This is a genomic window from Prochlorococcus marinus XMU1412 (genome assembly GCF_017696315.1).
GTDB classification, from domain to species: Bacteria; Cyanobacteriota; Cyanobacteriia; order PCC-6307; family Cyanobiaceae; genus Prochlorococcus_A; species Prochlorococcus_A marinus_AF.
In genome coordinates this window covers 237,492-259,048 of the sequence record NZ_JAAORJ010000004.1, presented here as the reverse complement: position 1 = coordinate 259,048, position 21,557 = coordinate 237,492, and the positions used below count along the sequence as shown (strand labels likewise).

The window sequence follows — 21,557 nt, the reverse complement described above, 5'->3', positions numbered from 1 at the left end:
GAGGGCGAGCGAGGGGATTCGAACCCCCGAATAGCGGCGCCACAAGCCGCTGCCTTAACCACTTGGCGACGCCCGCCTCACATTTATAAATTTAACAACTCAAGGGTAATTTTTCATAGTTATTTTTATCTTTTAGAGAAATTTGAATTATTTTCTAATTCAGTAAAGTTTTCTTATGATTTAAAATAAAAGAAAATTTAAAAATTTGAGTAATTTCAGGACAGCTGAGGTTCTTATTCCTAGAAGCCTTTGCTTAATAGAAGATCTAGATAACCTCATTATCGATGTAGAGGATTTATGTTCAGTTTCTATCAGTTGGGAGGATGGATTTGTTTCTGAGTTAAAGCCTTTAAAAAATAAAATTACAAAACCAAAAAATATTTTATTCCCAAGATTTGTTGAAACGCATTCGCATTTTGATAAATCTTTTACATGGGCAGACTTTCCTAATCTGGAATCAAACTATGGAGGAGCATTATCAGTAAATCTTGAAGAACATAAAACTAGAACTACAGATAAGGTTCTTGAAAGAGTTGAGAAATCATTAAAACTTGCCATACAAAATGGATACCGAGCAATTAGAAGCCATATTGATACATACAAAGGTCAATCTATTGATATTTGGATTGAACTTTTTAAATTACAAAAAAAATTTTCATCTGAGTTGACTTTACAATACGTTGCTCTTGCTCCATTGGAATTCTGGGATACAACAGATGGAAAAGATTTGGCAAAAATATTTTCTTCTAATGGAGGCATTTTAGGCGGTGTTATTGTACCCCCTTTCAATAAAAAAGATACAAGAAAATTTCTAGCAAAGATGCTTCTTCTAGCGAGTAACTATAAATTAGAAATTGATTTGCATATAGATGAATCAATTATTGAACCTGGAGCTGGAATAAAAGTTTTATTAGAAACAATCGAAAATTTAAATATTAATAGTATTCCGATCACTTGTAGTCATTTGAGTAGTCTTATTTCTCTCAGTAATAGAGAGATTTTAAATTTAGGGGAAAAAATGGCTGAGAAAAATATTAAGGTTATTGCGTTACCCCTAACAAATTTTTGGCTTCTTAATCGAAGTAATAAAACTACTTCATTAAAAAGACCAGTTGCGCCAATAAAGCAATTACAAAAATCACATGTGGACGTATCTCTTGGTAGTGATAATGTTCAAGACCCTTGGTACCCATTTGGTAATTTTGACCCTTTTTATACGTTGTCTTGCTCGATGCCTATGCTTCAGCTAAATCCCTGGGAGAGAATGACTCTATCTTCTATTTTTTTAGCTCCAAGCAGATTATTAAATTTAAAATGGGATGGTTTAATTAAAAAAGGTTGTCCTGCTGATTTTGTGATTTTAGATGCACAAAGATGGGCAGATGTTTTTTCGTTCAATTTAAAGAGAAAAGTATTTATAAATGGCGATTTATATTGCTAATTGGCTAATTTATATACAAAGCATAAAAATTTTTATTAATGATATCAAAACTTAAATTTATAGACAAATTTAGAGAAGTCAAAAACTTAGAGATCATTGAAAATAAATCAGATGTAAAAAGACTTTCAAAAGATTTTTATAACTACTCTCCAATTCTTACTGAAAAATTAGATGAATGTATTGCTGATTTAGTGGTAAGACCTAGTGATCACAAAGCGGTAAAGGAAGTAGCAGAAATTTGTTGGGAATTATCTATCCCACTTACTTTAAGGGGTTCAGGTACAGGTAATTATGGACAAGCTGTCCCATTATTTAAAGGAGTAGTAATGCAGATGAGTCAATTTAATAAGTTAGAAGAATTTGATCCAGATACAGGCTTTGTAAAAGTACAGTCTGGCTGTGTTATGGGAGATTTGAATAAACAATTAGAGAAATATGGGAGGGAATTGAGGTTACTTCCTAGTACTTGGAAAACTGCAACAATTGGAGGTTTTATTGCAGGTGGATCTGGAGGTATTGGTTCCATTAGGTGGGGATTTTTAAGAGATCCAGGAAATCTTATAGGTCTAGAGGCAGTAACGATGAATGAAAAACCTGAATTATTAAAATTTGATGCTGAAGAATCCGAACCTCTAAATCATGCTTATGGGACTAATGGAATAATTACTTCTTTATTACTTGCTACTGATATCAAACGTAAGTGGTATTCATTAGTTATCGACTGTATTGAATTTGAAAAAACAATAGAAATATTAAAAACTCTTACTAGCGCAGCAATTAATCTGAAATTAGGAGCAATTCTTGAAGAAGAAATTGTAGATCAAATGCCAAAATGGTTTAAAAGTAAATCTAGAAGTCACAAGATATTAATTCAATCTACGCTTGATGGAATAAAAACCATCGAGCTAATTTGTAAAAAATTTAAAGTTGAATCCGCCCTACTTGGGGAAGAAGAAAAGCTCGCTAATGGAATTTCTGAAGTCGTATGGAATCATACAACTCTTCATATGAGGTCTAGAGATAAAAATTGGACGTATTTACAGATGCTTTTGCCACTTAATAATGAACTAGAATTAATTAATTTTTTTAGAAAAAAATGGGGTAAAAAAGTTCTTTGGCATTTAGAGGCAGTTTCTCAACAAGGATCACAGCGATTAGCGGCTTTGCCTGTATTAAAGTGGAATGGGGCAGAAGAATTAAATGAAATAATGGAAGATTGCAAGAAACTTGGTGCTTTTATTTTTAATCCTCATGTTTTAACAGTTGAAGGCGGAGGTCTCGGAGTTGTGGATGCAGATCAAGTAAAAGCGAAATTAAGATTTGATCCTAAAGGGCTATTAAATCCAGGGAAATTGGAAGGTTGGGAAGTAAAAGAACAATTTAAAATTTAACATTTTTCTTTATTAACAAATTTAATAAATTCAGCAACTAAAAAAATAGAACCTGTTAGAACAGGATGATTAGGTGGCCATTTTTCTAGGGAAAATAAATACTCAATGGCAAGTTCAAATGTTTTAAATTCAATTGTTTTTTGAAAGTCAATTTCTTTAATCTGAGAGAGATCATTTAATTGCCAACTAGGTTGGTTTGGAACTGGCACAAGTAATAAGCGATCATTTTTCTTTAGAAGTGTTTTTAATATTGCGTAAATATCTTTTTGTCTTTGGACACCTAAAATCCAATAAATTCCTTTATCTTCATTCTCCCAATTGCTTCGCTCATTAGAGAGTGCTTTTGCAGCAGGATAATTATGCGCACAATCCACGAGAATTTCTTTGTTGAAATAATTTATTATTTCTAGCCTTCCGTTCCAAGTTGTCTTTTTAAGACCTTCAGATATGTATTTTTCTTTTATATTAAATCCCAAATTATTCAGTGCTTCAATTGCTCCAACAGCTACCGAAGCATTTTGCTTTTGAAAAATTCCTTTTAATCCAAGCTCATAGCTGTTTGAAATTGAATCTTTCCAAATAATTTCTGCTCCTACCTCTTTAACTTTTTTGGTTATTAAATTTTCAACTTGACTATTTTGATTGCATGAGATGACAATTGAGTTTTTTTCAATGACTGCTAATTTTTCTTCGGCAATTTTTTCAATAGTATCTCCAAGAAATTCTTTATGGTCTAAGCCAATATTCCCAATAGCAATGATTGGTCTAAATTTATGGGCTGTTGTCGCGTCTAATCTTCCCCCTAAGCCTGCTTCAAGAATGAGTAATTCAACTTTTTTATGGTCAAAAAAAGTTAGTGCGCAGCAAATGATTTTTTCAAAAGGAGTTAATTCAAATGTTAAAAATTTTTTTTCTATTAATCTATAGATTTTTTCAAAATCAGTTTTATTAATATTTTTTTTATTAACTCTAATCCTCTCGCAGACATCCAAAAGATGAGGAGATGTCGTCACACCGAAATTCTTTTTAGCTTCAAAAAGTATACTTTCTAAATATGCCGCGATTGATCCTTTTCCATTGGTTCCAATAATATGTATAGCAGGGATATTCTTGCAAGGATTACCAAGTTCTTGAAGTACTTTTTTAATTCTTGATAAACCTAACTTGATATTATCCCTTTCATATTTAGGAGAAAATAATTCAAAAATTTTTAAATTTGCATTTTTCAAAATTTAAATTGCTACAACTCTTCAAAAATTGAATTTAGCTTATCCAAAAGAATATTAATTTCTCTTCGAGATATAACTAATGGTGGGACAATCCTTACAACATTTCCTCCTGCAGGAACTACCAGTAATCCTTTATCAAAAGCTTTTAATGTAATTTTTTTTGCATCAGCATAATCATCATTGATCACAAGACCTTGAATTAAACCTAAACCTCTTTTCCCAATAATAATATTCGGAAATTTTTTTGACAATTCTTCAAACCCAGCACTTAATTGTTCCCCTCTTAGATAAACATTATTGATAATATTTCTTCTATTTATTTCTTCTAATACAGTTAGGGCAGCTTTACAGGCAAATGGGTTCCCTCCAAAAGTGCTTGCATGATCTCCTGGAGAAAAAATGTTGGCTTTTTCTTTTACCAATAATGCTCCAATTGCATGACCTCCTCCTAATCCTTTAGCGAGGGTGAATCCATCTGGTTCAATTCCTAAATTTTCATAACCCCACATTTTCCCAGTTCGACCTACTCCACTTTGGACCTCATCTAAAATGAGAAGAGAATTATATTTATCACATATTTCTCTCAGGCTTTTAAAAAATATTTTACTTCCAGGAATTACGCCGCCTTCTCCTTGTATTGGTTCAACTAAAACGCCTGAAATTTTTTGATCATTATTTTCACACTCTTCAAATAATTTTTTTACAGAATCAAAATTATTAAATTTAAAAAATTTGAACCCTTGAATCATTGGTTTGAAACCTTTTTGATATTTGGGCTGTCCAGTGGCACTCAAGGCTGCAAGCGTCCTTCCATGAAAGCTGGATTCTGCTGCGAGAATAATTGATTCTTTACCTTTATTTGTTGTATTACCATATTTTTTAATTAATTTAATTGCTGATTCATTTGCTTCAGCACCACTATTGCAGAAGAAGACGCTTTTAGCACAACTCATATTCGTTAAAGTTTTGCTTAATTGTTCTTGTTCTTCAATGTTGTAGAGATTAGAAATGTGCTGAATCTTTTTTAGTTGAGTTGATAACCTTCTTCTTAAAACTCTGTCGCTATGTCCAAGACTACAAGTTGCTATACCAGCGACTGCATCTAGATACCTCTTACCTGTTTTGTCCCATAGCCAACAACCTTTTCCTTTTTTAAAAGATATATCGAATCGACTATAGGTATTCATCAAAGTGGGAGCGGTCGGACTTGAACCGACATACCCGAAGGTGCCGCATTTTGAGTGCGGTGCGTCTACCAATTCCACCACGCTCCCAAGGCTTTTGAAAAAATGAACTTTTTTATTATAACAAAAATCAACTTATTGACTATTGTTTTGGCCAAGGAACAGTTATCAAGATAACGTTTGTTAATAGTTAATCTTTTCGATAGAAACATAGAATTATTTATTGCATTTGCTGACAAGAAATAATGTAAAAAAAGAAAATTTAAACATTTATGATACATTTTTGTGATTTAATACCCTTAAAAGTCTTTTTTAAAAGGAGATAGCTTCATGATTAGTAATATTGTGTTATATTTGATAAAAAAACAAATGTCTAAAACTCAAGCTAAAAAATTATCATTTAAGTTTGTCCCTTATCTTTTTATTGCAGTGACCATACTGACAACATTCGGATCTAATAGCGGAACTTGGGCATGAACGAATTCAAATTTAATGGTTTAAATAAAAATTGGTCTAATCGCTTTCTAGTGTTGTCCATATTATTTTTGGGTTGTATTTCACTAATCAATATCGCTTACGTTTGAATCACCTTCATAATCTTTAAAAATATTTTTGGAAAATATTAAGCTGCTTCGAGTTTTGATAAATTCTTTGATTTAGGTTCGATTTTATATCTATTCTCCTCAAAAGTGCTTTCATTAGCCTCTCTAATTATTGTAATACCTAGATTTTTTAGTTTTAATTCAAAATTCTCATAACCTCTATCAAGATGTTCTAATCCAAAGATCTTGCTACTACCTTTTGCGATGATTCCTGCAATTATTAATGCAGCTGATGACCTTAAATCTGAGCCAACTAGATTCATCCCACTAATTGATTTAACACCTTTGATGTGAGCTACATTTTTGTTTAGTTTTATACGGGCGCCCATTTCATTAAGTAAATAAATATGATTCATTCTGTTTTCGAAAATTGTTTCGGTTATCTTTGATTCACCATTTGCGATTGTCATTAGAGCTGTAAATGGTGCCTGCAAATCAGTAGGGAAGCCTGGAAAAGGAGCTGTTTCAATATCTACTCCTTTAATCTCTTTACTCTTGATAGAAATAGAATTACCTTTAATTGTTATTTTACTCCCACTCTCTTGAAGCTTATTAGTAACAGCCTCAAGATGATGAGGGATTACTGGAGAAATTGTTATTGAAGAGGAAGTTGCAGCAGCAGCTATTAGAAAAGTTCCAGCTTCTATTCGGTCTGGAATTACTCTATGGGTACAACCGCCTAGCTTATTAACACCATCAATAATTATTGTTTCTTTACCGGAGTCATAAATTTTTGCCCCCATTTTATTAAGCATTTGGCATAAATCTTGAACTTCAGGTTCTCTAGCAGCATTTTCAATAGTAGTTCTTCCTTTAGCTAAAGATGCTGCCATTATTAAAGTTTCAGTCGCACCTACACTTGGACACTTTAATTTAATATGAGTGCCATAAAGTCTATTTTTGTTATCCCTTATTTTTGCCTTGACAATTCCCTCTTCAATAATTATGTCTGCTCCTAATGCGATTAGTCCATTAATGTGCTCGTCTATTGGCCTTGAACCAATATTGCATCCACCTGGTAAGGGCACTTGAGCTTCTCCAAATTTAGTTAATAGTGCACCTATACAAAAGAAACTAGCTCTTAATCCTTTAACAAGTTCATATGGAAGTTCTTTAATCGAAATAGTTGTCGGATCTATTTCTAGTTTGTTGTTTTTATGAACTAAATTCATTCCTAAATTTTTTAGGATATTGCCCATTTTTTCAATATCAGTTAGAAAAGGTACATTTTCAAGAATTATTTTTTCATTAGTTAGCAATGATGAGGCTAATAAAACTAAGGCGGAATTTTTCGCACCACTTATCTTAACTATTCCATTTAACTTGCCTTGGCCAAGAATCTTTAAATTTTGCGATTTAAGATATGACTTCGTTTTGCTTCCGCAAATCATTAAGACTTAATTTATTAGGTTCATCATGACAAACTAATAATATTAAGTCCACCCTATGTAACGTCACGAATATTAATTAAAAGTGAAAATGTTTTTTTGATATTTTGGGAAATAAAACTTTAATAAATAATTGATCAAAATCTTTATGTAATTACAATATGGTTGAAAACGAATTTTTCAAATTACTCATAGAAAATACTTTTTTAAAAATAACTAGTAAAAACAATAATCTAGTTAAAAGATTTAGATCATTTAAAAGAGGATCATCTCCAAAAGATCAAGACTTTTTTTGCATAGAGGGTACACATCTCATTGAAGAGTTGCTGAAGTCTGGGAAAAATCCTTCTAAGATTTTAGTTACCGAAAAATGGCTAATAAAAAATCAAAATCTAAGCAAAAAATTTCATCAGTCATTCATAAATATTGTTTCAGAGGAAGTCTTAGCATCTGCGATTTCAACAATTAATCCAGATGGGATAGCAGCCTTAGTAAAGGTTTCAGAAATACCTAATTATAAATTTAATAGAAAAGATGATTTTGTTCTTGTACTCGATAGGATTCAAGATCCTGGGAATATGGGTAATCTTTTTAGAACTGCTTTAGCTGCTGGTGTTGATACAGTTTTTTTAGTTGGAGGTGCGCACCCATTAGGCCAAAAGGTATTAAGGGCATCCTCAGGAGCAGTTTTTCATCTGCCATATTTAAGATTTGATGGAACTGAAGAAGAAATATTAAATTCTTTACTTAAGTCTTTATCTGAATTATCAAATGTAGGATTTAAGATTTTCTCTACTAGTAGCCATACTAAAAGTTCAAAAAAACCTTCAAAACCTTACTGGGAAGTTGATTGGTCTAAACGTACAGCATTAATCTTGGGTAATGAAGGTCAAGGTATTCATAAAAAAATTCAAGAAGCTTTTAATGAAACAATTACAATTCCGCATAGTGAGCTTGTAGAATCATTGAATGTGGCTTGTGTTGCAGTTCCATTATTACTAGAACGAAAAAGAGTCGCATACACCTCTAATAAATAAATAAAAAGTGACTGATTCAAGTTTTGATTTCGATTTAATCGTAATAGGAGCAGGATATGGAGGTTTTGATGCCGCTAAACATGCTGCTGGTAAGGGACTGAAAGTTGCAATAGTAGAATCTTCGGATATGGGAGGAACTTGTGTTAACAAGGGATGTGTTCCCTCTAAAGCTCTTTTGGCTGCAAGTGGAAAAGTTAGAGAAATAGCTGATTATGAACATTTAGCTAAATTTGGTATTCATGCTTCCCCAGTAAGGTTCGAGAGATCAAAAATTGCAGATCATGCAAATAATTTAGTTTTAAATGTTAGAGAAAATTTAACAAAAACTCTTAAAAGGAGTGGAGTTGAAATTATTTTGGGCATTGGCCGAATTGAAGGAAATCAAAAAGTAGGTGTAAGAGATAAAAACGGAATTGATAAAATCTTTACATGTAAGAATATTGTTATAGCAACTGGTTCTTCTCCTTTTGTGCCCCGTGGAATAACTTTGGATAATAGAACTGTATTTACTAGTGATTATGCAGTTAAACTTGAGTGGCTTCCAAGATGGGTAGCAATTATTGGAAGCGGATATATAGGACTAGAATTTGCTGATGTTTATACAGCACTTGGTTGCGAAGTTACCATGATCGAGGCTTTGGAAAATATTATGCCAACATTTGACCCAGACATCACTAAAATCGCTAAGAAGAATCTTATTCAAGCAAGAGATATAGACACAAAATCAAATGTCTTTGCGACAAAAATAACACCTGGATGTCCTGTAAAAATAGAACTGACAGATGCAAAATCTAAGGAAGTTGTAGAAACTTTAGAAGTTGACGCTGTACTTGTTGCAACTGGTAGAAGTCCTAATAGCAATAACTTAAATCTTGATTCTGTTGGGATCGAAACAGTAAAAGGGTTTATTCCAGTAGATGATCAAATGAGAGTTAAGAATGGCGATGGAATAATACCTAACATTTGGGCGGTTGGAGATGTAACAGGCAAACTAATGCTTGCTCATACAGCTGCAGCGCAGGGTACCATTGCTGTTGATAATATTTGCGGTGGTAATGTCGAAATTAACTATAAAAGTATCCCTGCAGCAACCTTTACTCACCCTGAGATAAGTTCAGTTGGTCTTTCTGAAGCTGAAGCTAAAGAGATATCTGCGAAAGAAAATTTTACTTTGGGAGTTGTCAAAAGTTTCTTTAAGGCTAATTCAAAAGCATTGGCTGAATTGGAAAGTGATGGATTGCTAAAGTTGATTTTCAATAAAGATAATGGAAAAGTATTAGGTGCACATATTTTTGGGTTACATGCAGCTGATTTAATTCAAGAAATTTCGAACGCTATTTCAAGGAACCAAGATGTCATTGAATTATCTAAAGAAGTTCATACTCATCCCACTCTTAGTGAAGTAGTTGAGGTTGCATATAAACAAGCGGCTTCTCAAATAAAATAATAGTATCTAAAATTAATGGAGATAAGACGTAGGCCACCAAATCCAACAGTAAGGGTAGAGAATTTAGAATATGCTGTACCTCATAGAGAAGCACAAGCAAAAAATATTTTGGAAGAAATTGTATGGCATAAGGACATTGAAATTAAGAATTTTAAAAAAATAGTCTCTTTAGAAGATCTTATAAAAAAGATTGAAAAACTTCCTACTCCCAAAGATTTTTACAAAAATATCTTGGAGTCAAAAATAAAACCAGGAGTTATTGCTGAAATAAAAAAAGCTAGTCCGAGTAAAGGAGTTATTAGAAAAGATTTTAACCCTGAAAACATAGCAATTTGTTATGAAGGATTAGGTGCATCATGTATCTCAGTACTTACTGATAAAAGGTTTTTTCAAGGTAGTTATGAAATACTAGAAACTGTAAGGAAATCAACTAATCTCCCTCTACTCTGCAAAGATTTTATTATTTCTGCTTATCAGATTTATAAAGCAAGGGTATCTGGTGCTGATGCAATATTATTAATCGCTGCGATTTTAAGTGATGATGATTTAATTTATTTAAAGAAAATAGCTGATAATTTAAAGATGAGTGTTCTTGTTGAAGTCCATAACTCTAATGAATTAGAAAGGATTCTAAAGTTAAAATCTTTTAATTTGATTGGAATAAATAATAGGGACTTAAAGACTTTTAAAACGGATTTAAAAACATCAAAAGAATTGATGCATACATATGCAGATATATTTTTAAAACAAAATATTATTCCCATAAGTGAATCTGGAATTAATTGTGCCGAAGATTTAGAATCGCTTAGATCCATTGGAATCATGGGAGTATTAATTGGTGAAACTTTTATGAGAGAAACTGATATTGAACAATCGTTCAAGAAATTATTTAACTCAATTTAATATTGACTTCAAATCGTGCTATAAAATTGAATAAACAGAGTTGTACTGAATATATATGCAGGCTGTAATTTTAACAGGTATAGTCGCAGGATTTGTGCATGTAGTTAGTGGCGCTGATCATTTAATTGCAATGGCACCAGCAGCGATTAATAATCCCCAGAAAGCTCTTAAAAATAGTTTCTCATGGGGCTTGGGACATTCTTCAGGAGTCCTTTTGTTAGCTTTTCTAGCAATTTTTATTAAGGATATTACGCCATTAAACAAATTTTCTAGTATTGCCGAATTCCTAGTTGGAATTTCACTTCTAATTGTTGGAGTATTTGCTATGAAAAATTCTTTTCAATTAAGTATCCACTCGCATTCCCATAAGCATGAGAATGGAATTGCCCATCGTCACTTTCACTTTCATGTTAAGGAACAAAAAAATAATAATAAGCACTCACATGCTTTGACGGGCTTAGGCTTGCTACACGGTATAGCTGGAGGTTCACATTTTCTTGCAGTTCTTCCTGCTTTAGCACTACCTTTAACAAGCGCTTGCTTATATTTGATTTCATATTTGATTGGTTCACTCATAAGTATGAATCTTTTTACTTGTTTAATATCTTTTACTACCTTTAAAGCAAGTCAAAAATTTATCAAAAGATTAATAGCTGTAGCAGGAGGGCTTTCCTTTTCTTTGGGATTATTTTGGATTCAAAGAAGTGCTTCTGTTTTTTTGAATTAAAAAATTTTTTAATTTAGGAATAATTAATTTAGAGGTGACAATCCCAATTATTTTTTCGTTATTGATCAATCCAAATTTATTACTATCTTCACTAAATTCAATGTTGTCGCCAATAACCTCAACATTATTTTGATTTACTGAATTTATCCTTTTTATTAGGTTTTTATTTTTAATTGGATGATTAAAAATAACTATTTGTCGATTTTTAAGTATTGATTTATTCTTTTTATATTTTTTAAAAAATACAATGTCACCTTCTTTTAGGTAAGGAAACATTGATTCACCACTAATAATCGCGGTTTTTCTTAAACCTAAAAAAAATAAAATAAAATCAAAAAAACTTTTGAAAATAACTCTGATTAACTAGCTTTTACAAAAGCGTCTGATCTTCCTTTTGAAGCCCAGAAAATATTATGAATTTTTTCTACATAACTCATGAGTTCTTCAGCTTGGGCTAAGTCAATATTAACTTTGCATGCACTGCATAATTTGGCCGCCTTCCAAATGGTTTCATGTAAGTCTGGATATGTTTCTAAGTGAACTGGTTTAAAGTAATCTGTCCACAAAATTAGAATCTCTTTCTTTGTTTCTTTTGCTTGCTCTTCTTTAACTGCAACATATCTAGAAAATGTATTACTGTATGCAGCCCACTCTGCTGAATCAGTGCTAGAAGGAGCCTCTAATGCAATAAGTTTTTTTGTCATTGATAAAACTGCTTCAGCTGCAACTCTCGTAGATGCGGGGTCGTAAACACCACAAGGACCATCGCAGTGAGCATGGACTGTCATTGGGAAGTTTTTATCTAGAAAAGAATTGATGAATTTACTTAACATTTCAAATATTTTGTGTTGTATATATATTACTTGTAGATTAACTAAATTGAAAAGTCTTAGATATTTTTCTTACTTAATTTAAATTTAATTGACTTTTAATAATTCAACTTCAAATATTAAAGTCGCATTAGCAGGTATTACATTTCCAGCTCCTCTTGATCCGTATCCAAGTTCCGGAGGTATTGTTAATTTTCTTTTGCCTCCAACTTTCATGCCTGCTACACCTTCGTCCCAACCTTTTATTACTCGTCCAGCACCCAAGGGAAAGCTGAATGGAGCTCTGCCGATACTGGTATCAAATTGTGTCCCATCTTCTAGAGTTCCTGTGTAATTTACAGTAACTGTTTGCCCAGCACTAGCTTCATCTCCTTCCCCGTTTACGATATCTGCAATAATTAGACCACTTTCTGTAGTCCTTGAATTGTTATCTGATGGTGTTTCTTCTGCCATAGCGAAAAGTACAGGATTTGGATCTGATGGGTCTAGTTCAAATAAATTATTATTTGAGACATTTGATGATTTTGCAACAGGTGTTCTTTGAACTGACTGAGATTCTGATTCAGCAGCATTAACAACTTGAGGTGAATTAAATTGACTGAAAAGAGTTAATGAAACACAAAAAACAAAAACTGCAAAACTAATAAAGACTTCTTTCACTTAAATTTTGAAAGTTACTAAACCTTAGTTTACAGAATGAAGGTACAATAAATGGGTGATTATAAATTTAATTTCGTAATTTTAGATTGTTAATCCCAACCCAAATTAAAAGTCTAAGACAATATTTTTACCCTTGTTTAGGAGGGATTTTAGGAGGAATTTCAGTTTCAACTCATTTTTGGCTGATTTTTATGCCGATATCTTTATTTATTTTATGGAAGGGAAGTGAAAGGAGAATAGCAAATTTTTGTTGGGGTTTTTTCTTTATCTTGATAAGTCATTCTTGGCTTTATGATCTTCATCCATTGACATGGCTTGGGTTTTCATGGCTTGCAAGTTTAATAATTACCATTTTAATATTATTATTTTGCGCTTTTCTGGGTGGGATATTAGTTTATTTATGGGGATTGTTAGTTGAAATTATTCTCTGGAAAGAGGATGTTTTCAAAATGAAAATATTATCTTTAACAGTAAAAGTATTTTTTTTATCCTTGACTTGGGGTATTGGTGAACTGATACTTTCTCAAACACCTTTTTTTTGGATAGGTTTAGGAGAGAGTCTTATCCCAGGTGATATTTATCTTGCTGGTTTAGCAAGATGGATTGGTGCAAGTGGTTTATGCGTATTACAAATATTGATTGGATTTTGGATTTTTTATATTCAAGGTAGATGGGAAAGAAAACTTCACTTTAAAAAAATATTTCTTTTAGGACTTTTGGTTTTTATTTTCTTACATTTATTTGGAGGTTTAACAAATCCATTAAAAAGAAATTATGAATATCCAGTAGCTATTTGGCAAACTAATATACCAACAAGAGAAAAATTAAAAATAAATGATGAATTTATTGAAGAAAAGCTATCCATCGCTCAAAAATATGCTTTATCAAACAAAGCGAAACTTCTTGTTGCTCCTGAAGGAACTCTATCTAATAATTTTTATTTTTCTAAAGGCATTAAGGTTAATACCTTGTCAGGAGGTTTCAGAAATTCAAATAATGAGTTAAGAAGTTCTTTACTAGGATTTCAAATTGGAGATAAATCTTTTACCTCATTTATTGATAAAAATAGACTTGTTCCAATAGGTGAAAAAATACCTAGATTTCTAAATATTTTTTCAAGAGGATTATCTGCAGTAGGAGGAATTCAACCAGGCTCTGATTCAAGATTTTTTGATACTAAAATTACACCCCCATTAGCAGTAGCTATATGTTACGAAATTAGTGATGGACTAGAAATAAGAAAAGCTATTAATAGTGGTGCTAAACTAATAATAACTGCAGCAAATTTAGATCCATATCCAGCTAAGCTTTATAATCAATTCCTATCTTTGGCTAGATTAAGAAGTATTGAAAATAAGAAAAATAATTTACTAGTATCAAATACAGGCCCTTCTGGCTTAGTTCAAGATGATGGAAAAATAATTAAACTTTTAGATTATGATGTTGAGCGAAATGAAATAGTGTTCCCTAATTTTTCATCCGAAAAGACTTTCTATACAAAATTTGGTGATAAACCTATTTTGTTTTTGTTTATATTTTTTGTGGGATTAAATATCTTTTGGAAAATTAATTAATTAACCCTCCACCTAATAAAATTTCTCCTTTATAAAAAACTGCAGCTTGTCCGGGCGTTACCGAACTTTGACTATCTTCAAAAATTAATTTAAATGTTTTAGCAGGATGATCTTTATTTTTCAAAGGGATTAAAGTTCCTTTTACTGGATGACTTCTATATCTGATTTGTGCTTCTACTTCAATCTCTTGCTTAGGTTCTTCGATTGAAACCCAGTTAACCTTACTAATTATTGCTTCTCTATTAAATAGATCACTTTTATCTGCCACATAAACTATGTTTTTTACCCTGTCTAAACTTTTTACATATAATGGTTCCGGCCAAGCAATGCCCAAACCTTTTCTTTGACCTACTGTAAAGTGCTGAATACCATTGTGCTTTCCTAGGACTTTCCCATTTACATGAACAATTTCTCCTTCTTTGGGTTCAATGTGTTTGTCGATAAATATCTGCATTGATCCATAATGCTCAACTAAACATAAATCTTGACTTTCTGGTTTTTGAGCAGTTCTGAGGCCTAATCTCATGGCTTCCTTTCTTGTCTCTTCCTTTTTCATTTCACCAAGAGGAAATTCTAATCTGCTTAGTACTTCTTGTGAAAGAGAATAAAGAAAATAACTTTGGTCTTTTTTTTCGTCAGCACCTCTGAGAAGAAGGAAGTCCTTAAATACAAAGCTCTTGTAATTAAGTTTTTCAGCATAAGATGATTTTTTTATCCTTGCGTAATGTCCTGTCGCAATATGAGTAAAGTCTTTTTTGTTAATTGCGTAATTAAGCATCTCTTCAAATTTCACATTCTTGTTGCACATCGAACATGGCAGTGGAGTGAATCCATTCTCATAGCTTTCAGTAGTTTTTTTAATCACCTCTCTTTCGAAAATTTCTCTTGAGTCTATTATTTTATGATTAATTCCCAAATCTTCACAAAGGCCAGCAGCATCTACTAATCCTTCAGAACAACAGGAGCCTTGTCCTTTCATTAGCCAAAGAGTTAGCCCCTCAACATTCCAGCCCCTTTCTACAAGAAGAGCAGCTGAAAGGGAACTATCTACGCCACCAGAAAGACCTACAATAATATTTTTCTTCTTTTTAGTTTTATTATTAGAAAAAAAGTTCTCTAATTTTTTATCCTTTTGTGTCTTTAACATGGAAGTTTAAATTTGTGAACAGTTCTTCAATTGCTTTGTACTAATTATGAACGAAATTGTGTGGCCAACAATTGATTCTAAACATTTAATTGTTGATTCAAAGCAAATGTTGATAGTAGAGAAAGAAATGTTTTCTGATGGGATGCCACAAGAAGCATTGATGGAAAAAGCTGGTATCCAAATTAGTAGATGGCTCTTAAAAAAGAAACCTCTTCTCAAGAATGGAATAACTGTTTTTATAGGCCCTGGGCATAATGGCGGGGATGGTGCAGTAATAGCTAGAGAGCTTTTTTTGAAAGGTTTTAATGTTCAGGTATGGTGTCCATTCCCGATAAAAAAAACACTAACAAATGACCACCTTAATTATCTTACATCTATTGGTGTTACAAAATTACTAGAGCCTCCTGATGCAAACGGGAAAGATCTTTGGATTGATGCAGTTTTTGGTAATAATCAAACAAGAAAAGTTGATGATAAATTAATTAAACTGTTTAATCAAAAATTTCATAAAAAATCTGGAAAGGTAATAAGTATTGATATCCCAACAGGATTATGTCCTGATAAAGGAGACCCTTTTTTAGAAGACGCAGTAAAGGCAGACTATACCTTGGCCATTGGTCTTTATAAGATTGGGTTGACCCAAGATTCTGCTTTACCTTTTATTGGAGAATTGCACCATATAGATATTGGGATGCCTACTAGTAAGCTATCCAAAATTGATAAAAAGATTTTTAAGGTTACTTACAAAGATATAAAAAATATTGATTTACCTTCTTTACCAAAAAATTCCAACAAATATCAAAGAGGCAGAACATTACTAATAGCCGGAAGTGAAAAATATCCTGGTGCTGCATACTTGGCATTGAAAGGGGCCATATCCAGTGGAGCAGGCTTTATCTCTGCCGTCCTTCCTAGGATAGTTGCTGAATCTATTTGGCAAGTTGCCCCAGAAATAGTTTTAAAAGAAACTATGCATTGTAACCAAACTGGTAATTCATCTCTTTTCAGTGCATTAAAAAATATTGATTTGAGTGCGTTTGATTCATTAGCTGTCGGTCCAGGAATAGGAATTGATAATGATGATTGGCAAAAATCAAAAGATTTTCTATTAGATTTTGAAGGATTATTAATTTTGGATGCAGATGCACTTAATAGAATTTCGGAATCTAAGTTGGGGGCAAATTTCTTTTTAGAGAGAAGGTTTCAGACATGGATTACACCACATAGCAAAGAATTTGGAAGATTATTTCCTAATATAAAATCTAAGACCAATGTTGGGCTCGCTCGTGATGCGGCAAAAGAATTCAATATCAGTATTTTGTTAAAAGGAGCTAACAGCATAGTTGCTGATAATAAAAAAGTATGGCAACTTTTTGGAACCGACTCTCAGACAGCTCGAGCTGGATTGGGTGATCTTTTATCTGGTTTTGTAGCTGGTAGTTCTGCGATTGATTTAACCTTGTGTAGAAATATATCAACAGATTTTTTTGCTAAATATGTACTTTTGCATTCATTTGCTGCATCAAAGTGCAAAAGTGGGTCAAATGCTTCTGCTATTGGTGATGAACTGACAAAATTAATGAGAAATATAAAAACGAGACAAATATCTTGAAAGAAACAATTTAAGAGAGTTATTTATAGTTTTAAACACATAAGTGTACAAATATTACTTGAAATCTGAAGCGCGCATTAAATATTTGGCCATTTCTACAAAAGTGTACGAGAGTTTATACACCTAAATAGGTCAAAAAATGGTTTCATCATTACCAGTTCAATCAGAACAACCAAAAAGGAGGAGTAATGATCCAATAAGTTGGTATTTGCAGAATATTGGAAGAGTTCCTTTATTAACACCTGCCGAAGAGATTGAATTGGGTAATCAAGTCCAGAAGATGATGATTCTTACAGAAGATGGACAATTAAATGAAAAGATTAATGATTTTACAACTCAGCAAAAAAGAACTATAAAAATTGGTCGAAGAGCTAAAGAAAGAATGATGAAAGCTAATTTAAGATTAGTTGTCAGTGTGGCAAAAAAATATCAAGGTAAAGGATTGGAATTACTTGATTTAGTTCAAGAAGGTTCTCTTGGGTTAGAGAGGGCTGTTGAAAAATTTGATCCGACAAGAGGATATAAGTTTTCTACTTATGCCTTTTGGTGGATTAGGCAGAGTATGACAAGAGCAATTGCCTGTCAATCAAGAACAATTCGTTTACCAGTTCATTTAAGTGAAAGGTTAGCATCTATTAGAAAAGTTAGTAGAGATTTAGCTCATAAGCTTGGTGCTATGCCAAGCAGAATTGAAATTGCAGAGGCAATGGAAATTGATGTTGAAGAATTGGATTCTGTTTTAAGACAAGCTTTATCGACAAGTAGTTTAGATGCTCCAGTAAATGGCGATGACGGCAGGAGCTTTTTAGGAGATTTAATTGCAGATAGTAATAACGAAGAGCCCTTAGATCAAGTTGAACAGAAAATGCATCAAGAGCAACTTGGTAAGTGGTTAAGTCATTTAAGCGAGCAAGAACAACATGTTCTCAAACTAAGGTTTGGACTTGATGCAAATGAGAGACATACGCTTGCAGAAATTGGAAGATTATTAGAAGTTTCTAGAGAAAGAGTAAGACAAGTTGAACTTAAGGCACTAAGAAAATTAAGGAATTTAACCAGAAAATTACCTAGTGGTATTTAATCTAATCTTCTGCCCAAATATATTTGGTTAATTCTTCTGAAGGAGGTTCAGGAGCTTCAATTGCATTTTTAACTGACTCCGATATTTCAGCATCAATTTTCTTTTCAATAATTTTTAATTCTTCTTCTGTAGCAAATTTACCATCAATAATTTCTTGAGCTAATTTCTTGATAGGATCTCTTTTCCCCCAAAACTCCTTCTCTTTTTCAGATCTTAATTCATCTGGATCTGCAAGAGAATGCCCTCTATATCTATAAGTTAAACATTCTAAAAGTGTTGGCCCTTCTCCTGCCCTAGCTCGCTCAATTGCTCTTTGTGCTGCCCCTCTTACTGCTAATACATCCATTCCATCAACTTCCTCGCCGTGCATGCCAAAAGCAGACGCTTTTCTCCAGATTTCAGGATTACTAGTAGCTCTATCATGAGCCATACCAATAGCCCATTTATTATTCTCAACAACAAAAATTATGGGTAATTTCCATAACTGAGCCATATTTAAACATTCAAAAAACTGCCCATTATTGCAAGTCCCATCCCCAAAAAATGCTGCAGTTACGGCATCACTATTACTATTTCCTGCAACTTCCTTTTTGTATTTACTTGAAAAGGCTGCCCCTAAGGCAACTGGAATTCCCTCTCCAATAAATGCATATCCTCCTAGTAGGTGATGCTCTCTTGAAAATAAGTGCATGGATCCACCTCGGCCTTTGCTACAACCAGTGGATTTACCAAAAAGTTCACTCATTACTTCAAATGAGGGAACACCCGCACTTAGTGCATGAACATGATCGCGATAGGTACTACAAAACCAATCATGTTTCTTTTTCATGGCGCCAATTACTCCCGTGCTTATAGCCTCTTGACCGTTGTATAAATGAACGAAACCAAACATTTTTCCCCTGTAATACATTTCTGCACACTTATCTTCAAACCTACGACCAAGCGTCATGTCTTCATAAAGGAATAATCCGGTTTCTCGATCTAATTCGGCTTTTTTTATGTCTTGAAGATTTGAGATTCTCTCTACGTGTGTTTCCAAGAAAAATACCTTAACGAAGTTTTGATTTGTTAACATTCTAAGCCGTGATGGGCGATTTTCATGATTTTTTTTAATAACTCTGTAAGACCTTGTGAAAAAAATTTTTAACTTGATAAAATTTGTCTAAGAATTTTCAATAGGATATTTGTTTGGAACTTCCTTTAGACCATTTTCGTTTAATTGGCGTAAGCCCCTCCGCAACTTCTGAGGAAATATTAAGGGCGTTTCAATTGCGGTTAGATAAAACACCTGATGAAGGTTTTACTTATGAAGTTTTAACCCAAAGATCTGAGCTGCTTCGCCTCACTGCAGATCTACTTACAGATCCAGAAAGCAGAAGAGAGTACGAAAATTTGTTATTAAATGGCAATTCTGGATTGGATTTTTCCTCAAATAGAGAAGTAGCAGGATTAATACTTCTTTGGGAATCAGGTTCACCAAAAGAAGCTTTTAAAATTACGAGAAAAGCATTACAACCCCCACAAACTCCAGCTTTAGGAAGTAGTAGAGAAGCTGATTTAATATTATTGGCTGCTTTAACAGCTAGAGATTCTGCAATTCAAGAACAACAGCTTAGATCATATTCGAACGCGGCAGACTTTTTACATGAGGGTATACAACTTCTACAAAGAATGGGAAAGCTTGGAGAAATTAGAAAAGAACTTGAAGAAGATTTGGTTGCTTTGCTTCCTTACAGAATCCTAGATCTACTTAGTAGAGATTTAAATGATCAAGAGTCTCATAAAAAAGGCTTAAGTATGTTGGAAAATTTAATAATCAAAAGAGGTGGTTTGGAGGGTAATAATAAATCTGAGTATAAAGATTATTTAAATCAGCAAGAGTTTGAAGTTTTTTTTCAACAAATTAAGCCATTTTTGACAGTGCAAGAACAGATTGATTTGTTTCTTGAATTACAAAAAAGAGGATCATTAGAAGCAGGATTTTTAGCGTTTCTATCTTTAACAGCTATTGGTTTCTCTAGAAGAAAGCCAGAAAAATTATTTGAAGCCAGGAGAATTTTAAAGAAACTAAATTTATCAGGTCTTGATTCAATGCCTCTAGTTGGCTGTTTAGATTTGCTGTTAGCTGATATTGACCAAGCCTCTGCAAGGTTTTCAAGTAGTTCTGATGAAAATTTACGAGATTGGCTTAATAATTATCCTGGAAATAAGTTAGAAGCGATATGTATTTTCTGTAAAAATTGGTTAGAGAATGATGTTTTAGTTGGATATAGAGACATTGACTCAAGAGAGGTGGATTTAGATTCTTGGTTTGAAGATAGGGAAATTCAAGAATTTATTGAAAAATTAGAAAAGAAATCAAACAAAATTGCAATTAGATCAAATCTTCAAAACCAACAAATTGAGAAGGAAACCTCCACAAAAACGACTGAAGATTTTGATAATATATTGGGTAATATTGATGAAAGAAGATTACCTTGGCCTGGTGGCATAAAACAAGGCTATGAAAAGGTTGAGACCAAAAAAATAGAATTCAATGAGGAATACTTTAAGAAAAAACCAATTGAGTTTTATAATTTTTTTATTGAAAAAATTGCTGAATTAAAGTTTAGTTTTGGGGAATTCTTGAAGGATAAACAGATAATTAATCGGTCGCCGTATTTAATTTATATCTATGCGTTTTTGATCTTATTTGCATTTGGTATTGGGATTGGATTTTTAAGAAATAATTTTAAAAAATCAATTCAGGACGAATCTATTGCTGAAAAACCTTTAATTGCAAAAGATAAAAATCAAAAGCTTAGTGAGATAGATATTATTCAAGAAATAAAAAAAAATCCTTCAAGTAAATTGAATTCTATTTCTGAGAAATCTACTTCAATTATTTCCTATGAATTCAAAGAACTTAATACTGCTTCACCTTCTTTGGAAGATATAAAGAATTTAATTAATGGATGGCTTTTTAATAAAAGTAATTACTTAGGTGGAAAGGGTGAAATTAATCTTTCTAAGATTGTTAGTAAAGGTCTAATTGATCGAACAATCGAAGAAAGACAGAACGATATCAAGAAGGGAATTTACAAGGAGATTAATTCCCAAATTCGTAAGATTGATTTGGAATCGCAAACTTCATCTCGGATAGTTGTTTTAGTTGAATTGAATTATCTAGAGAGAATAGTAAAGAATTCTGGAGAATTTATTAATGAAACATCATTGAATCCCCTTAAAGTTAAATATATTTTGGGTTTTTCAAATAAATCGTGGAAATTGGTTGATTTCGTGAGTGGCTTGTAATTACAAACTT

General features: G+C 32.5%; 18 protein-coding genes and 2 tRNA genes. 10 read left to right on the top strand and 10 right to left on the bottom strand.

All coding sequences use genetic code 11. The features are described 5' to 3' along the window. Positions 1-3: 3 nt before the first annotated feature. Positions 4-76: transfer RNA gene (locus HA152_RS07820), tRNA-His, on the bottom strand. Between the two features lie 129 nt (positions 77-205). On the opposite strand from HA152_RS07820, the gene HA152_RS07815 reads away from it, so the two are divergent. Together HA152_RS07815 and HA152_RS07810 are read left to right on the top strand one after the other, a co-directional pair. After that, complete coding sequence (locus HA152_RS07815) at positions 206-1,441, top strand: amidohydrolase family protein (protein ID WP_209135278.1); 1,236 nt, start codon at positions 206-208, stop codon at positions 1,439-1,441. A gap of 38 nt (positions 1,442-1,479) precedes the next feature. After that, on the top strand, positions 1,480-2,832 hold the full coding sequence (locus tag HA152_RS07810; protein ID WP_209135276.1) for an FAD-binding oxidoreductase: 1,353 nt from the start codon (positions 1,480-1,482) through the stop codon (positions 2,830-2,832). On the opposite strand, the gene HA152_RS07805 is transcribed toward HA152_RS07810, so the two are convergent. The 4 genes from HA152_RS07805 to murA all read right to left on the bottom strand — a co-directional run bounded on the left by HA152_RS07805 (position 2,829) and on the right by murA (position 7,238). Further along, a complete protein-coding gene (locus tag HA152_RS07805; protein WP_209135274.1) occupies positions 2,829-4,061 on the bottom strand; it encodes a bifunctional folylpolyglutamate synthase/dihydrofolate synthase in 1,233 nt (410 codons plus the stop codon). The two genes, HA152_RS07810 and HA152_RS07805, sit on opposite strands and share 4 nt — an antisense overlap. A gap of 11 nt (positions 4,062-4,072) precedes the next feature. Next, on the bottom strand, positions 4,073-5,248 hold the full coding sequence (locus HA152_RS07800) for an aspartate aminotransferase family protein (protein ID WP_209135271.1): 1,176 nt from the start codon (positions 5,246-5,248) through the stop codon (positions 4,073-4,075). A gap of 5 nt (positions 5,249-5,253) precedes the next feature. Continuing rightward, positions 5,254-5,335: transfer RNA gene (locus HA152_RS07795), tRNA-Leu, on the bottom strand. A gap of 532 nt (positions 5,336-5,867) precedes the next feature. Next, complete coding sequence (murA, locus tag HA152_RS07790) at positions 5,868-7,238, bottom strand: UDP-N-acetylglucosamine 1-carboxyvinyltransferase (RefSeq protein ID WP_209135270.1); 1,371 nt, start codon at positions 7,236-7,238, stop codon at positions 5,868-5,870. 158 nt (positions 7,239-7,396) lie between these two features. Here murA and HA152_RS07785 point away from each other — a divergent pair, with 158 nt between their 5' ends. From HA152_RS07785 to HA152_RS07770, 4 genes are read left to right on the top strand one after another with little or no spacing between them, the layout of a single operon-like run. Continuing rightward, positions 7,397-8,272 (top strand): TrmH family RNA methyltransferase, encoded by an 876-nt coding sequence (locus HA152_RS07785; RefSeq protein WP_257470872.1) that lies wholly within the window; start codon positions 7,397-7,399, stop codon positions 8,270-8,272. Between the two features lie 7 nt (positions 8,273-8,279). Continuing rightward, positions 8,280-9,719 carry a dihydrolipoyl dehydrogenase gene (lpdA, locus tag HA152_RS07780; RefSeq protein ID WP_209135268.1) on the top strand — a complete coding sequence of 480 codons (1,440 nt, stop codon included), beginning with the start codon at positions 8,280-8,282 and terminating at the stop codon, positions 9,717-9,719. A 15-nt stretch (positions 9,720-9,734) separates the two neighbouring features. Further along, positions 9,735-10,622 carry an indole-3-glycerol phosphate synthase TrpC gene (trpC, locus tag HA152_RS07775; RefSeq protein ID WP_209135266.1) on the top strand — a complete coding sequence of 296 codons (888 nt, stop codon included), beginning with the start codon at positions 9,735-9,737 and terminating at the stop codon, positions 10,620-10,622. Between the two features lie 55 nt (positions 10,623-10,677). Continuing rightward, positions 10,678-11,349 (top strand): hydantoin utilization protein A, encoded by a 672-nt coding sequence (locus HA152_RS07770; protein ID WP_209135263.1) that lies wholly within the window; start codon positions 10,678-10,680, stop codon positions 11,347-11,349. Here the strand turns inward: HA152_RS07770 and sodX are convergent. From sodX to HA152_RS07755, 3 genes are all read right to left on the bottom strand, one after another. Beyond that, entirely contained in the window at positions 11,308-11,700 is a 393-nt protein-coding gene (gene sodX / locus HA152_RS07765; protein WP_209135841.1) for a nickel-type superoxide dismutase maturation protease, read from the bottom strand. The two genes, HA152_RS07770 and sodX, sit on opposite strands and share 42 nt — an antisense overlap. A gap of 8 nt (positions 11,701-11,708) precedes the next feature. Beyond that, positions 11,709-12,182 carry a superoxide dismutase, Ni gene (sodN, locus tag HA152_RS07760; RefSeq protein WP_209135261.1) on the bottom strand — a complete coding sequence of 158 codons (474 nt, stop codon included), beginning with the start codon at positions 12,180-12,182 and terminating at the stop codon, positions 11,709-11,711. Between the two features lie 84 nt (positions 12,183-12,266). Then, the gene (locus tag HA152_RS07755; protein WP_209135259.1) at positions 12,267-12,839 is read right to left on the bottom strand and encodes an FKBP-type peptidyl-prolyl cis-trans isomerase; all 573 of its coding nucleotides are present in this window, start codon (positions 12,837-12,839) and stop codon (positions 12,267-12,269) included. An 86-nt stretch (positions 12,840-12,925) separates the two neighbouring features. Here HA152_RS07755 and HA152_RS07750 point away from each other — a divergent pair, with 86 nt between their 5' ends. Next, on the top strand, positions 12,926-14,413 hold the full coding sequence (locus HA152_RS07750; RefSeq protein WP_209135257.1) for an acyltransferase: 1,488 nt from the start codon (positions 12,926-12,928) through the stop codon (positions 14,411-14,413). Here HA152_RS07750 and mnmA read toward each other — a convergent pair. After that, complete coding sequence (mnmA, locus tag HA152_RS07745) at positions 14,406-15,560, bottom strand: tRNA 2-thiouridine(34) synthase MnmA (RefSeq protein ID WP_209135254.1); 1,155 nt, start codon at positions 15,558-15,560, stop codon at positions 14,406-14,408. The genes HA152_RS07750 and mnmA overlap by 8 nt on opposite strands. 46 nt (positions 15,561-15,606) lie before the next feature. Between mnmA and HA152_RS07740 the strand changes: the two genes are divergently transcribed. Both HA152_RS07740 and HA152_RS07735 read left to right on the top strand, forming a co-directional pair. Next, positions 15,607-17,172, top strand: a complete 1,566-nt coding sequence (locus HA152_RS07740) for an NAD(P)H-hydrate dehydratase (RefSeq protein WP_209135252.1) — start codon at positions 15,607-15,609, stop codon at positions 17,170-17,172. A 139-nt stretch (positions 17,173-17,311) separates the two neighbouring features. Next, a complete protein-coding gene (locus tag HA152_RS07735) occupies positions 17,312-18,253 on the top strand; it encodes an RpoD/SigA family RNA polymerase sigma factor (RefSeq protein WP_209135249.1) in 942 nt (313 codons plus the stop codon). 1 nt (position 18,254) lies between these two features. On the opposite strand, the gene pdhA is transcribed toward HA152_RS07735, so the two are convergent. After that, positions 18,255-19,328 carry a pyruvate dehydrogenase (acetyl-transferring) E1 component subunit alpha gene (gene pdhA, locus HA152_RS07730; RefSeq protein ID WP_209135247.1) on the bottom strand — a complete coding sequence of 358 codons (1,074 nt, stop codon included), beginning with the start codon at positions 19,326-19,328 and terminating at the stop codon, positions 18,255-18,257. Between the two features lie 113 nt (positions 19,329-19,441). Between pdhA and HA152_RS07725 the strand changes: the two genes are divergently transcribed. Beyond that, complete coding sequence (locus HA152_RS07725) at positions 19,442-21,547, top strand: IMS domain-containing protein (protein ID WP_209135245.1); 2,106 nt, start codon at positions 19,442-19,444, stop codon at positions 21,545-21,547. Positions 21,548-21,557 lie beyond the last annotated feature (10 nt).